Genomic DNA, 14423 nt, shown 5'->3' with positions numbered 1-14423 from the left:
TTTTCCGTCAAACCTGATCCGCAGATCAGATCGATTCGTTGATCCAGCTTTGCAGCGCCGCTTTCGGGGCTGCGCCGATCTTGTTCGAGACGACCTCGCCATCCTTGAACAGGAACAGGGCGGGGATGCCGCGAACACCCAGCGTCGCCGGGCTGTCGGGGTTCTCGTCGACGTTCACTTTCACGACCTTGATCTTGCCGGACATTTCCTCGGCAATCTCTTCGAGCGACGGGCCGATCATGCGGCAGGGGCCGCACCATTCAGCCCAGAAATCCACCACGACGGGAACGTCGGACTTACGCACTTCCTGATCGAAAGTGGCGTCGGTAACAGCAACGGTAGCCATGTCAGCCTCCTGAATATTGGGTCGGCAAGGAAGGTAAGTTCCGCCCCCGGCGGCGTCAAGATACAGTGGGCGTGCGCAAGCTCCCGTCTAGCTGTGCATCTGCGAGCGGCATGATCGTTCCGTCCTGTGTCCACAGGATCGCGCAGGTAATCGTGCGTCCGGGGTGAATCTGGCGTAGCGCCGCGCGATAGGCGGCCATCTGTCGCACGATCCCGTCGGGCACCTGATCGGGCGACGGGGGGACGATGCGGTTGGATTTGTAATCGAGAATGTGAACCCCTTCGGCATCAATCCGCAGACGGTCGAGGAAACCGTGAATTCGCTGGCCGCCGAATTCCTCCAGCGCGGCGGTGATCTCGACCTCCGCCAGACAGTCCGGCCCCAGCCAGGCCGCCATGCCCGGCGCTTCGAGCACGCGAACAGCTTCGGCCAAAACAGGCTCTATTTCACCCGGAAGCAGCGCATCCTCGCCCTCGGACAGCAAGAGTTCGGCAAGGTCTTCCCACTGGTCGCGCGGCCGTTCCGGCAGATGCTCGAGAAGCCGGTGCAGGTTGCGCCCGTGCCGCAGCGCCTCGTCTTCGTCCATCGTCTCGCCATCACCGAACAGAGCCTTGGCTCCGCCCAGATCGGAGGGCGAAAGCGGGCGCGGCGGGGGCTCGATGGCAGCTGCCGGCTTGAGGCTCCATGCGGGTAGATCCAGTCGCGTGACCTCCTCCGCGGCTGCTGGCGCCGCAGCGTTTTCGGGCCATGTGCCGGTCGCGTGGCGAGGGAACTCGCCCAGTTCTTGCAGCGGTTTGGAAAGGCCCGTGACGTCCTCGGTCCCGGCAGCTTCGAGGCCCGATTTCATCCGGCTATACCAGGTCTCGTCGCCCTCGCCGACCTCGCCCGCTGCGGCCACGATCAGCCATTTCTCCGCCCGCGTCATCGCGACGTAGAGAAGTCGCTGCGCCTCTTCCGCGCGGGCGGTCGTCTCTTTTCCCGCGGCGGAAAGCTGGGCCTCTGGCGCGTCCGGCGCTGGCTGCCGCAGCCCCGCGACACCATTGTCCAGACGCAGGATTTTAGGCGGATTAGGCTCTTTTTTCTTCGCCGTATCGGGCAATATCACGATCGGCGCCTCGAGCCCTTTCGAGCCGTGGACCGTCATCACCCGGATCGCGCGCCCTGCCCCGTCTAGCTGCCGCTTCACCTGCACGTCATCCGCATCGAGCCAGCCGAGGAAGCCGGTCAGGCTCGGCACTTCATTGCGCTCGAACGCCAGAGCCTGCGAGATCAGCTCGTCGATCCCGTCCTCCGCCTCGGGGCCAAGCCGCGCCAGAAGCCGCTCGCGCCCGCCATGCCGGGTCAGCAGGCGTTCGATCAGCTCGAATGGCCGCAGGAAATCCGAGTGATCGCGCAGATCTTTCAGCATCTCCTGCGTATCAGGGCGCATCTCGCCACGGCGGAGCGCCTCCCAGAGATAGCCCTTCCGGGGCTGCGCGAGTTGGTAAAGCTCCTGCTCGGACCAGTTCAGCAGCGGCGAGCGCAACGCCTCCGCCAGCGACAGATCGTCCTCCGGCGTCGCGAGGAAGCTCAGTAGCGAGCGGATGTCACGCACCGCAAGCTCCGCACCGAGCTTCAGGCGATCCGCCCCCGCGACCGCGAGCCCGATCGACTTGCAGGCGCGAATGATCTCGGAAAACAGTTCCGAGCGACGCCGCACGAGGATCAGAAAATCGCCCTCATGCACCGGGCGGGCGCCGCCGGGCGCCTCGTGATCGGGGATTTGCACACCTTGCGCGATCATCGCGGAAATCTCGGCGGCGATCATGCGCGACAGCTGCGAAATCGCAGATTCCGCGCTGGTCAGATCGACCGGACTCTCCCAATCGTCCTCGTCATCGGTCTTTACCGACTCGATCGCGGGCCACAGATCGACGCGGCCCGGAAGCGCCTCGTGGAAGGCGATATGCGAGGGCGCCCCGCCCAGGCCCTGCTCGGCCCCGCGCGCGAATGCTAGGTCCACGGAACGCAGCACAGCGGCGGATGATCGGAAGGAATGTTCCAGCTCCAGCGGCGCGAGCGAACGTCCGATATCCGCGAATTTTCGGGCGAAATGGGCGCGCATTTCCTCGAATTGCTGAAGATCGGCCCCTTGGAAGGAATAGATCGACTGCTTGCGGTCGCCCACCACAAACAACGTGCGCTCGCCCTTATGCGCGCCTTCGCCGGAGGTGAATTCCTCGGCGATCCGCTCGATCACCCGCCATTGCCGGGGGCTCGTATCCTGCGCCTCGTCGACAAGGATATGGTCAATCCCACCGTCAAGGCGGAACAGCACCCATTGCGCCACCGACGGCTCATCCAGGAGCGACGCCGCGCGGTCGATCAGATCGTCGAAATCGAGCCAGCCGCGCGCGGCCTTATAGGCGTCGAGCCGCGGCAGGAAGACCTGCGCGAACCGGTGCAACGCATGGGCGCGTTTCGCCGCGACGAAGGCGAGGCGGCGGGGACGGTTCTCGGAGACGCGCTCGGACAGATCGGACAGCGCCGCCATCGTGCCGTCGCCCAGCGATTTCGCAAGCGCCTTGGTGGCGACCTTGTCGAGCTTGGGCTGATAGGGCGGGCCCTCCTTCGGTTTCTTGACGCAAAGCACGTCTTGCAGCGCCTGCACAGCGTCCAGATCGCGGGTACGCGCCGCCGCCAACCCCGCGCCGACGCGCTGATCGTTCTTTGAACTCGCGAGGAACGCGGGCGCGACGTCGCGGATCATCTTCAGATCGCCGTCGTCGAAGACCTCGGACAGCAGCGCCTCTTCGGTCATATCCCGCGGCAGATCGTAGGCTTCCAGCAGATCGGGCAAGCCCCGATCGCCTGCAAAACCGACCCTATTCCGGCTTATTTCGGCTGCGAGGGTGGTCAGGTCCTCACCGGAATAGACGCCCAGCAACGCATCGAGCCGGTCGCAATCCGGGCCGGTCGCGATCTCCTCGAGGATATCCTCGCGCATCAATTCCCCGGCGCGGTCGTCCATCTCCGAGAATCCGGGCGAGACTTTCGCCTCGAGCGGGAAGCGACGCAGAAGCCCGGCGCAGAAGGCGTGGATGGTCTGGATCTTCAGGCCGCCCGGCGTCTCGATCGCCTTGGCGAACAGCCGCCGCGCTTTCGCCAGATCCTCGGCCGACAGCGCCTCGTCGGCACCGAGGGCACGCAGCTTCTCGCGCAGCTTCGCCTCGTCCATCATCGCCCAGCCGCCCAGCAAACCGATCAGACGGTTCTGCATCTCCGCCGCGGCGGCCTTGGTGTAGGTCAGGCACAGGATGCGTTGAGGCTCTGTTCCGGCCAAAAGCATGCGCGCGACGCGGTCGGTCAGCACCTTGGTCTTGCCCGAGCCCGCATTCGCGGCAAGCCAGACCGAGCTGTCCGGTTGCGACGCCTGATGCTGTCTTAGGCTGGCCGGATGGGTCATGACACGTCCTCCCCCTCGGCCTCATCGGTGACATCCCATTCCCCGAAGCGCGAAACCTGATCGTAATCCGTCCGCGCCCGGGCCTTCTGCGGAGCGCGCCGCGCGGTGAAGCCCTGCGTCGGCTCGAAATAGCGCGTGATCAGCTTGCGGAATTTCTCCCAGCTCTCCTCGGGCGTCTCGCTGCGATCCCCGGATTTGCCCTTGATCTGCGTGGTGGCGCCGTCGCCGCCCAGCCGCACATAGGACATGCCCGCGACCTCGCGCGGTCCGATCGCCTCGAAGGCCCCGCGCCCGACCATCGCCGCCTCCAGAAGCATCTGTTTGTTGAAGGCCATCACCTCTCGCTCGGAAGGTGGCGTGCCGGTTTTGTAGTCGTAGATCCACGCGCGCCCGTCCTCGAGAATGTCGATCCGGTCGGGCTTCGCGGTCAGAGTGAAAATCGGCTTTTGCAGTGAAACAGAGCCTTTTTTCTCTATCACCATGGGCGCGCCTTGCGCGCGCCGCTCGGCCTCGGCCCGGCAGAAAGTCTCGGCGATCCCCCGGACCCTTGCGAGCCAGATGCGCTGCGCACTGGGCCACGGAATGTCCCGGGTCATCACCTCCTCAGCGATCTCCATCAGACGCGCCTGCGCCGCTTCGATCGTGGCCGCCTCGTCATAGGTCTTCACGAAGGTTTCGACGATCTGGTGCAGCACCTGTCCCCGCAGCAAGGCATCGGGCTCGGGGCGCAGCGGATCGAGCACTCGCAGTCTCAGGATGCGCTTCGCGTAAATGTCGTAGGGGTCGCGGATCAGGGTCTCGATCGCGGTGACAGGCAACTCGCGCGGGCGCACGTCGACCGGCGGACGTGGCGACGGGCGTTTGGCAGGCTGCAGCGTGATCCGCGGCGTCTCGAGCGCGTCCGCCAGGTCGAGCCAGCGCTTGCCGCGCCCGCGCATCTCGGCCAGCGCCTCGGTGCCGCCTTGATCGGGAAGGCCGTCGACTAGGTTCAAAAGCCGGTTGAGCCAGCGCGACGGGATCGTCTGCGCCTCCGCATCCCGCGCGCATCTCGACAGGATTACTTGCGGCCCGGCGACCGCTTGCTGGAAGTCGTGCGCGGACAGGCCGACCTGCCTTTCGGGCAGCAATAGACCCGATTCCAGCCGCATTTGCCGGCTGAACCATGGATCGGGAGCTGGCGCCTCCGGCCAGCTTCCCTCGTTCAGCCCGCCACAGATCACCAGTTCGGCCCCCTGCGCGCGCGCTTCCAGCGTCCCCCAGATCGCGATCAGCGGGTGCGCGGCGAGCGTCTGCCGCACGAGCCCGCTCTGGAGGTGCCGGTTGACAAGATCGGCGTAATCGAGCGCGCCGAGATGCCCGCCGAAGCCGGACTGGCTACGCAGGTCTTCCATCAGGCGGCGCGCCTCGCGCCCTGCGGCCTCGCGCCACAGCTCGCTGGTCTCGGTCGCGGCACTCGGTCCGGCGGCGACCCGTTCGGCGAGCCGGAAGTGCTGCTCCACATGATCGGACAGCGCGACCGCAGAAGGTGCGGCGAAATCCTCGAGAATATCGCAGAGCCAATGCGCCCAGGATTCCCGTGAGTTGGGGTCTTTTTCTGCCCATTTCGTGAGACTGTCCCGATCCGGGAAAGCGGGCCCGTAGCGGCGCAGGCGAAGCTCCAGTTCGCGCGTGTTGCGCAAGTGCGGCCCGCGTTCCGCGTCGCCGGTCGCGGTCAACGGATGTTTCAGCAACGCGATCAGATCGGCGATCCCGACGGGACGCGCCCGCATCGCCGCGACCTGACGCAGGAAGCGCCCCGCCGCTGTCTGCTGCAGTGGCTGACCCGCACTGTCGTCGGGCACCAGGCCCCATCGGTCGAGCGCCGCCGCCACGCGGCGCGCCAGAAGACGGTCCGGCGTAATCAGGGCCGAACTGACGCCCCGCTCGACCGCATCGCGCAGCGCGAGCGCGATCGCCAGCGCCTCATGGCGCGGATCGCGCGCTTCGATCAGGGACAGGCCCTTGCAGGCTGGAACGAGCGGACCCAGCCCAGCGCCTTCGCGCCGCCATTGGTCGGTAACCGGCGCCGGTCGCAGCGCCAGCGAAAGGAGGCGATTGCGGTCCGGGTCCGGCGCGGAGATCTCGTCCCAATCGACGACGTCCTCCGCCGAGAGCCCGAGCTTATCGAGCAAGCTGCGATAGCGGAACTGCGGGTGGTCCTCGAGCGGAAATGGGCCGGAGTAGAGACTATCCCACGCCGCCTGCGTCATGTCGCGGTCGAAGCCGGGGAGCACGATCGACCCGTTTTCCAACCGCGCGACCGCCTGCATGAAGAGCGAGGTCGCCCCGTGCGAACCGGTCGAGCCCGCGACGATCACCGGATCGGCAGGCGGGCTTTCGCGCCAGCGCTCGATTACTGCCTCGACGACCATCCGCTGACGGCTCTCGCGGTCCAGTTCGACTTCGTTGTCGAAATAGCGCGCAATGATCCGGATGAAGCGCAGGCTCTCCTGCCAGTGCCGGGCATGGGTCTCGGTCAGTTCGAGCTGATCGAGATCGTCGATATGGACGCCCTCGCTCTTCATCTCTGCGAGGAGAGAATAGAGGCTCTCGGCCAGCGCGAACTGGCTCGCGCCGGCTTCGAATTCAGGCATGGCGCGGGTGAGTTGCTCGACGAACTGGGCCAGTTCCAACTTGCGGCGCAGCGGGGGCACGGGCAGCGGCAGACCCGCGAGCGGATCTGCCCCGAGATCGCTCACCAATAGCAGACGCGGCAGGTAGAGCGCGCCGCTTTCGAGGAAGATCTCGCGCACACGGCGACGCATCCGTCCAGAGTTCAGATAGAGCGTGACACGCGCCAGTGCCTCGGGCGGCTTGTCGGCGAAGCGCGCTCGTAGGCCCGCTACCAGCGCACGGGGGAAATCGACGCCGGGCGGGAGGGAGTAGACGGAGGCAGCGCCGTCACTCATCGAGCATCGCCTCGGCCAGCGGAATAGACTCGGGTCGTCCGACATCGCACCACCCCCCGTCATGCACGAGCCCGAAGACACGCCCCGCCGCGATCATCTCATCCCAAAGGAGGTTCAGCGAGAATTTCTGCTCGGAGATAGACCCTATTCCAGCAGGATTCAGCATCTGCGCGCCGGTATAGACATAGCCCGGCCCGCGTCTCAGCCGACCGGTTTCATCCATTGCGAAATCGCCCGCACCCGCATGGCCGCGGGCATTCTCTGGCCGCACCAGCATCAGAAGCGCCGACATGTCCTCTGGTTGCCAGGCTTCGCGCAGCCGGGCCACGGGGTTCTCGCCGGTCCAGACCGCATCTGTATTTAACGTCATCACCGGCCCTTCGCCCAGCAGCGGCAGCGCCTTGCGCAGCCCGCCGCCGGTTTCCAGAATCTCGTCGCGCTCATCCGAGATCGCGACGTCCTGACCGGCCAGATGCGCGATCACCTGATCAGCAAGGTAATGGACATTGGCCACGAGCCGCCGCGCCCCGCCTGCCCGCGCAAGGTCGAGCGCGTGATCGATCAAGGGCCGCCCCGCGACTTCGATCATCGGTTTCGGCCGGTTTTGCGTCAGCGCACCCATGCGCGTGCCGAAACCGGCGGCAAAGAGCATCAAGGCGTCTGGCTGGTCGGGCATTTTCGTCTCAAATCAGCAATCAAATTCGGGTCGGGCGCAGGATAGGCGGCGTGGAAGAGCTCTGCCAGATCCGCAAGAGCCGGACTGGAGAGGTTACGCGAGATATAGTCGTAGACGCGCGCCATAAACTCAAGATATTGCGGCTTCCCATCCCGGACACAAAGCCGCGCGAAAATTCCAAGAATGCGCATGGCACGTTGCAGACCGAGCAGCCGGTAGGCGAGGTGGAACGCGCCAGTGTCGGCCTCGGTCAGCGCGCAGTAGTGGGCAACTTCGGCTTCCTCGACCTGCGGGCTCACATCGCGGCGCGCGTCCTGCAACGCGGAGACCAGATCATAGGCGGGATGGGCGCGCAGCGCGTCCTGATAGTCGAGAAGACCGAGGCGACGCAGGCCCGGACGATCCAGCAGAATGATGTTTTCCGCATGGAAATCTCGCAGGCACAAAACCGGCGTCCACGCTGGAATAGTGTCGAATTTGCGAGTGATCGCCTGTTGCAGCCTATCCGCGGCGGTGCGGTCGGTGCAGGGATAGAACTCCGGCACCAGATCCAGCAGTTCGGCTAGTGCCGACCCGTCCAGCAGCGGCAGGTCTGCGGGCGGCGCGTGGTGGCGCAATTCGGCGAGGAATTCTGTGATCAGGGCATAGAGCGCGGCCTCATCCTCGGGTGTCGCATCAAGGTGACGGGCCGCGAGCGCGTCGCCGAAATCTTCGAGCAACAGCAGGCCCGCCGCATCGTCGCGCGCGAGCACCCGCGGAGTCGAAAACCCCGCCTCCGCAAGCCAATCACCGATCCGGGTGAAGCGCGCGATCTCGGAGCCGTCAGGGGCCTTCATCAGCACGGCGCGATCTGCGCCGCGGGTCAGGCGTTCGTAGCTGCGGGCGGAGGCATCTCCGGCGAGCGGGCTGCGGGCGGCGTCCTGCCATCCCGCGGCGGCGAGGAAGCTATGAACCTTGGCTTCGTCAGCCATTCCATGCCTCCAGAACTTCCTGCGCGAGAGGCGTAACAGTCTCGAAACAGACCCTTCTCGACGCGCCGTCTTCGGTTTGCTCGAAGCGCAGCCGAAGCGCCCCTTTCGGAGCCGCCGAGCCCAGCCGGTCGGGCCATTCGATCAGGCAGATCGCGCTGTCGAACGCCGCATCCAGCCCGAGTTCGAGAACTTCGTCGGGGTCGGTGAGCCGATAGAGGTCAGCATGCCAGATTTCGCAATCGGCCTCGTAGGTCTGCACCAGCGTGAAGGTCGGCGAGGGCACGTCTTCGGCCACGCCGAGCCGCGTCTGGATCAGGGCCCGCGCGAAATGGGTTTTGCCGGCGCCGATCTGGCCATCGAGGAGCAGCACATCGCCCGGCACGGCGAATTCGGCAAACAGCGCGCCAAGCCGCTCTGTCGCCTCGGGATCAGGGAGATCGAGACAGGGCATTTCGGTTGAAACGGGGGCGTGCGTCGGCGCGGGCATGGGTTGCTTCTAGCGCGCGCATCGCCCTTTTGCCAAGCGGCTAGCCTTACTGAGCGATGATGGCCTCGGCCTTACGTGGCGGCGGCGTGTCGGAAGTCTCGGCAACAGCGAAACGCAGCAGGAACGCCCCGCCCGAGAGCGTCTCGAGTCGGCAGGTTACCCGCCGACCGTCGAGCAACGTAATCTCTTCGGTCAGGTTCTCGCGTGCGCCGATTTCGCGCGCGAGGTTTTGCAGCCACGACCAGAAAGCGCTGGGTTCGGCGCAGGCCTGCCATTGCTTTACAGCATCGAGTAACGTCACCCGGCCCAACGTCGCCTCGGGATCGACGCCCCAGAGCGCGCCATAGGCAGCATTCGATATCGCCAATTCGCCGGAAGGACGGAACACCGCGATCGCGTCCCCGATCCTGTCCAAGATCTCCTGAGACATTTCGATTTCACCGCGAAACTGCCGGGTTAGGGACGCTTCCGAGGAGATGTCTTCGAACAGGAACGCCACCGCCCCGTCCGGATGCGGGCGTCCGGTGACGCGATAGGTCTGCCCGCCCGGCAGGTTCCATGTTTCGGCGTGGAACCCCGAGGCGGCCGCCCGCTCCAGCTCGGTCATTTCCTGCCGCCAGCTTCGGTAGTCCTTCGGCTCGGGCACCATTTTGGTCTCGCGCAGCCTGTCAAGAAATGCGTAGAGCGTAGGGCGCGTGGCGAGGAATTCCGGGCCAAGCTGAAGCAGGTCGCTCAATGCGGGATTGAACAGCCTCAGCTGGCGGTCCCGGTCGAAAATGGCGAGCCCGGTCGGGAGATCGGCAAAGGTCTTGGTCAGGGTCTGGACGAAATCGCGCAGCGCCTGCTCGGCCCGGACGGCAGCCTCGGCGGGGAGCGCGAAATGGAGCGTACCACCTTCGAGCACGACGGAATGACAGTCGAACCAGGTCGCGACATCCGAAGCGCCTGGCGCGGGCGAGGTCAGCTCGAGCCGGTGGGGCCCGCCGCCGCTGAACGCGTCCGGCGGCAGCGTGAACAGCTTCGGCAGCGGCCAGCCGAACCCCTCTTCATCCGCGTCGAAGGCGCCTGCGCGCAGGAGGTAGGCTCTGTTCGCCCAGGTCAGCTCGCCATTTTTCTCGATCCGCCAGATCAGAACGGGGGAACGGTCGAGCGTGGCGCGCATCATCTCCAACTCGTCCTCCATCGCCCGGAGCGAGAGGTTGTCGACGCGCTGGCCCTGCCCTTCGCCCTCCGGATCGATGAGGGTGATCCGCGCCAGGCCGCGCAGGTTTTCGGCAGTCAGGCGCAGTCGCGGTTTGTCGCCACGGGTCGCGGTTTCTGTCATCTCGAGCCGCGCGAACTCGGAGAGCCGCGCGATCCGGGACTGAAACTCCGGAAACCGCGGCGCGGCGAAGGCGGTGAAACGGGCCCAATCGGTCACCCCGACGGGCATCGTTTCCAGCAAGCGCCGCGCCGGCGGTGTCGCATCCACAAGCGCCTCATCATCGAACAGCAAGGCCACCTCCTCGACGTCCTCCCGCGCGGCGGGGGTGAGCTTGCGCCTCGGCCCGCGCCCCACGGCAATCCATGTCAGCAGCAATCCGACCAAAGCCGCGCCCACCGAGGTAAGCGCGATCATCGCCGCCTCGAGCCATGCAGTCCTCATATCCTTCGGCCTTTCAAACCTGTCGCGAGGTCGAAGGTGCGGGAGAATCGTTAAGCCGACGTTAACTCACGTCGAGCATGCAGGCGTCGATGGGGATCAGACCGCGATCGGTTGGTTCAGGCCAAGCCCTGCCTCGTCCCGTGCCAGAAGGCGGGTAGCGGGCCAGACGACCTCCACAACCGCGCCGGAGCGCACAGGCGCTGCGGCGCGGGGCGCAAAGGGTACGTCCCCGTTGGAAAAGGTGAGCCGCCCGCCGGTCCTCTCGATCAAGGTCTTCGCGATGAACACGCCAAGCCCCATCCCCTCGTAACCTTTGCGTTCCGCCGCATTTGCCCGCGGTTGCAGGAAGGGATCGCCGATCCGGTTGAGCACGCTCGCTGGATAGCCTTTGCCGTCGTCACTGATCCGCACGGTGATCTCTTCGTCATCCCATTCCGCCTCGACCCAGACGGTGGATTGGGCAAAATCGACGGCGTTCTGGATGAAATTGCGCAGCGCATGGATCAGTTCGGGATAGCGGTAGATCGTCGGCTGACGCTCCAGCCCCTCGACAATCGGATGGGCGTCGAAATGAATTTCGATCCCGCGCTCCATGTGCGGGTCCGCCGCTTCGCGCAGAACGGCGACGATCGGCGCACTGCGCATATGCAGATCGTCCTTGCCGATCCGACCCATGGAATGGAGGATGTCGCGGCACCGATTGGCCTGCTCGCGGATCAGGAGCGCGTCGTCGCGCAAATCGGGGCTGTCTTCGAGCTCGTCTGCCAGCTCCGAACTGACCAGCTTGATCGTCGCAAGCGGCGTGCCCAACTCATGCGCGGCGGCCGCGACGACGCCGCCGAGATCGGTCAGCTTCTGCTCGCGCGCCAAGGCGAGCTGCGTCGCGCGGAGCGCATCGCCCATGGAGCGCACTTCGCTCGCCACCTTATGGGCATAGGCCCCGAGGAAGGCGACGCCGATGATGATCGAAAGCCAGTAGCCGAATTCGAACACGTCCGGCACCGCGATCACCTCGCCGGTCTTGCTGACCAAAGGTAGGTAGACCACGGCGACGATCGAGATCATCACCATTGTCGCAAGGCCGAGAAGGATCGTGGCCGATCTCTCCAGTGCGGTCGCCGCTATGGTGACGGGCACCAGAATGAGCAACGCGAAGGGGTTGTTCATCCCGCCAGTAATCGACAGCAGCAGCGCGAGCTGCGCCATGTCGAACATCAGCGTCGCCGCCGCTTCGGGCTGGGTGAGGCGCTTGGTGTCGGGAAACAGGAAAATCGCCACGAGATTGGCCGCGATCGCTGCCGCCACCGTGGCGAGGCACAGCGCCAGATCCAACGCGATATCATAAACGAAATAGGCCACGAAAATCGCGCCAAGCTGTCCCACGATCGCGGTCCAGCGCAGGAAGATCAGCGTCCGGAGGCGCACCCAGTCGTGGTGAATCTCGGCCGGGCCGGGTTGGGCCTCGAGGCGTTGAGCCATGTCGTCTCCCGCGTCCAAAGCGCACATCGCCGGAATTGGCGGCATGAAAGCATTGATAATCGCCGCCCGCCGCGCGATCAATGCAGCCGTGAGAGGAGTGACAATATGAACCGTATTGCGAAAATTTCCGCCATCGGCGCTTCGGCGATCGTGGTCATCGGCCTTGGCGTTACCTGGTTCGCGGCGACCCGCAGCCAGGACGACGATATTTTCGCGCAATGCCGCCAGAGTGTCGTCGCAGGCGGCGCGGGCGAGATTGGCGGTCCTTTCACGCTGACCGACGAGAACGGTAAGGAGGTGACCGATGCGGATGTCATCACCGAGCCGAGCATTCTCTATTTTGGCTATACCTACTGCCCCGATGTCTGCCCGCTCGACAGCGCACGCAACGCCGAGGCCGTGAGCCTCCTCGAAAAGCGCGGATATTCGGTGACGCCGGTCTTCATCTCGGTCGATTCCGCGCGCGACACGCCGGAGCTTATCAAGGAATTCACCGATTTCATGCATCCGAAAATGATCGGACTGACCGGCACGTCGGAGCAGATCAAGAAGGTCTCGCAGGAATATCGTACCTATTTCAAAGTGCAGGATCCGAACGACCCCTACACGCTGATCGACCACTCGACACAGAGCTACCTGGTCTTCCCCGATTCCGGTTTTGCGGAATACTACAACCGCGACACCACGCCGGAGCAGATGGCCGACAGCGTCGCCTGTTTCGTCGACGCATGGAAAAAGGCCAATCCCGACGGCGCAGCCGGAAATTGACCGAGTAGGCGCGCGCGTCTAAAACCAATCAAACGTTAAACTCGACGACAGGGAGTTACGATAATGGCTGAAGACATCAGCGCGGATATCGGTCCGGACAAATCGCTTCTGATCGTCGATGATGATGTGCCGTTTCTCACGCGGCTGGCGCGCGCGATGGAGAAGCGCGGCTTCGAGACCCAGACGGCCGAAACCGTGGCTGCAGGCCGCGCCATCGTGCAATCGAACCCGCCCGCCTATGCGGTGATCGACCTGCGGCTCGAGGACGGAAATGGGCTCGATGTGGTCGAGGCGCTTCGTGAAAAGCGTGCCGATGCTCGAATCGTGGTCCTGACCGGATACGGGGCGATTGCGACCGCGGTGGCCGCCGTAAAAATGGGGGCGACCGATTATATCGCGAAGCCTGCCGATGCCACTGACGTCACGAATGCGCTATTGGCGAAAGGCGAAGTCTCCCCGCCGCCGCCGGAAAACCCGATGAGCGCGGATCGCGTGCGTTGGGAACATATTCAACGTGTGTACGAACTTTGCGACCGGAATGTCTCGGAAACCGCGCGCCGTTTGAATATGCACCGCCGGACCCTTCAGCGGATTTTGGCCAAACGGAGCCCCCGCTGACGTTTTGGTCAGGTTGTTAATTAATTTACGTTTCTATTTAATGCTTCGGAATATGCAATTCGGAGCATTAAAATGAATCTAGATGATATGTCCCTCGACGAGCTCAAGGCTCTTCGCAAGCAAGTCGACAAGGCGATCTCCAGCTACGAGGATCGCAAGAAGAAAGAAGCGATCGATCAGCTTGAGCGCGCGGCACGCGATATGGGCTATTCGTTGGCGGAATTGACCGGTTCGGGCTCGGCCAAGCCGCGCCGCACCGTGCCGCCGAAATACGCCAATCCCGACAATCCCAGCGAAACCTGGACCGGCCGTGGCCGCAAGCCGCGTTGGGTGCAAGCCGCTCTCGATAATGGAAAATCGCTCGACGATCTGAAGATCTGAGTCTCGAGTTGGATACCTTTATGCAAGGCCTGCCGAAATGGCAGGCTTTTCGCATTACAGCTCTGCCAGAAGCGCTTCGTGGCGTGCGGTATAATCCGCGCGCACTTCCGACGGTGGCCGCAGGTGTATTTTAAAGGTCTCGGCATATTCGGGCGCGAGTTTGCCGAAAACCTTGTCGGATTCCGCCTTGGAAAATCCGGCGATCTGTTCGGCCTCCAACCGCGCCGAAACGATATCCGCCTTTTTGATAGCGCGTTTGATTCGCACGGGAAGCGCTGCGGGTAGACCAAACCGTATATGCACCGCCGCAATCAGACGATTATCGAGCGCGCCGTAGCCTTCGCCGATCGCCGCTTTCACCGGGCTGATCATATCGCCCAGTACATATTCCGGCGCGTCGTGCAAAAGCGCCGCCAATTTCCATTTCGCCGCGATCTTAGGATTCTGGTGGCAGAAAATCTGCTCCACCAGCAGCGAATGCTCGGCCACCGAATAAGGCCAGTCGCCGAAGGTCTGCCCGTTCCAGCGGGCCACGAAAGCCAGACCATGCGCGATATCCTCGATCTCGATATCGACGGGCGTCGGGTCCAGCAGGTCGAGCCGGCGTCCCGAGAGCATCCTTTGCCAAGCGCGTTTCATGTGATCACCGTATAGTCGTC

The 14423-nt window shown here is 64.3% G+C and carries 12 protein-coding genes; 3 read left to right on the top strand and 9 right to left on the bottom strand.

What is annotated here, in order from left to right:
• Positions 1-25: 25 nt before the first annotated feature.
• The 8 genes from trxA to B6V73_RS11720 all read right to left on the bottom strand — a co-directional run bounded on the left by trxA (position 26) and on the right by B6V73_RS11720 (position 11997).
• A complete protein-coding gene (gene trxA, locus B6V73_RS11755; protein ID WP_075776673.1) occupies positions 26-346 on the bottom strand; it encodes a thioredoxin in 321 nt (106 codons plus the stop codon).
• 55 nt (positions 347-401) lie between these two features.
• Entirely contained in the window at positions 402-3791 is a 3390-nt protein-coding gene (gene addA / locus B6V73_RS11750; protein ID WP_088725330.1) for a double-strand break repair helicase AddA, read from the bottom strand.
• Positions 3788-6739, bottom strand: a complete 2952-nt coding sequence (gene addB, locus B6V73_RS11745; RefSeq protein WP_088725329.1) for a double-strand break repair protein AddB — start codon at positions 6737-6739, stop codon at positions 3788-3790. The genes addA and addB overlap by 4 nt, the downstream gene beginning before the upstream one ends.
• On the bottom strand, positions 6732-7415 hold the full coding sequence (locus B6V73_RS11740) for a nucleotidyltransferase family protein (RefSeq protein ID WP_088725328.1): 684 nt from the start codon (positions 7413-7415) through the stop codon (positions 6732-6734). Before B6V73_RS11740 ends, addB begins: the two co-directional genes overlap by 8 nt.
• Positions 7391-8386 (bottom strand): phosphotransferase, encoded by a 996-nt coding sequence (locus B6V73_RS11735; RefSeq protein ID WP_088725327.1) that lies wholly within the window; start codon positions 8384-8386, stop codon positions 7391-7393. Before B6V73_RS11735 ends, B6V73_RS11740 begins: the two co-directional genes overlap by 25 nt.
• Entirely contained in the window at positions 8379-8873 is a 495-nt protein-coding gene (tsaE, locus tag B6V73_RS11730) for a tRNA (adenosine(37)-N6)-threonylcarbamoyltransferase complex ATPase subunit type 1 TsaE (protein WP_088725326.1), read from the bottom strand. Before tsaE ends, B6V73_RS11735 begins: the two co-directional genes overlap by 8 nt.
• A 46-nt stretch (positions 8874-8919) precedes the next feature.
• On the bottom strand, positions 8920-10518 hold the full coding sequence (locus tag B6V73_RS11725; RefSeq protein WP_088725325.1) for a PAS-domain containing protein: 1599 nt from the start codon (positions 10516-10518) through the stop codon (positions 8920-8922).
• Between the two features lie 96 nt (positions 10519-10614).
• A complete protein-coding gene (locus B6V73_RS11720) occupies positions 10615-11997 on the bottom strand; it encodes an ActS/PrrB/RegB family redox-sensitive histidine kinase (RefSeq protein WP_088719983.1) in 1383 nt (460 codons plus the stop codon).
• 105 nt (positions 11998-12102) lie between these two features.
• On the opposite strand from B6V73_RS11720, the gene B6V73_RS11715 reads away from it, so the two are divergent.
• The 3 genes from B6V73_RS11715 (at position 12103) to B6V73_RS11705 (ending at position 13764) form a co-directional block, all read left to right on the top strand.
• Entirely contained in the window at positions 12103-12765 is a 663-nt protein-coding gene (locus B6V73_RS11715) for an SCO family protein (RefSeq protein ID WP_088725324.1), read from the top strand.
• A gap of 63 nt (positions 12766-12828) precedes the next feature.
• A complete protein-coding gene (locus B6V73_RS11710; protein ID WP_088725323.1) occupies positions 12829-13383 on the top strand; it encodes an ActR/PrrA/RegA family redox response regulator transcription factor in 555 nt (184 codons plus the stop codon).
• Positions 13384-13449: 66 nt separating this feature from the next.
• The gene (locus B6V73_RS11705) at positions 13450-13764 is read left to right on the top strand and encodes an H-NS histone family protein (RefSeq protein ID WP_075776682.1); all 315 of its coding nucleotides are present in this window, start codon (positions 13450-13452) and stop codon (positions 13762-13764) included.
• A 54-nt stretch (positions 13765-13818) separates the two neighbouring features.
• On the opposite strand, the gene B6V73_RS11700 is transcribed toward B6V73_RS11705, so the two are convergent.
• Complete coding sequence (locus B6V73_RS11700; protein ID WP_088725322.1) at positions 13819-14403, bottom strand: hypothetical protein; 585 nt, start codon at positions 14401-14403, stop codon at positions 13819-13821.
• Positions 14404-14423 lie beyond the last annotated feature (20 nt).

Source organism: Thioclava sp. JM3 (assembly GCF_002213185.1).
In the GTDB taxonomy this organism is placed as follows: Bacteria; Pseudomonadota; Alphaproteobacteria; order Rhodobacterales; family Rhodobacteraceae; genus Thioclava; species Thioclava nitratireducens.
Note: the sequence above shows the minus strand (reverse complement) of the source record. Positions and strands in the feature narration are given on the sequence as shown.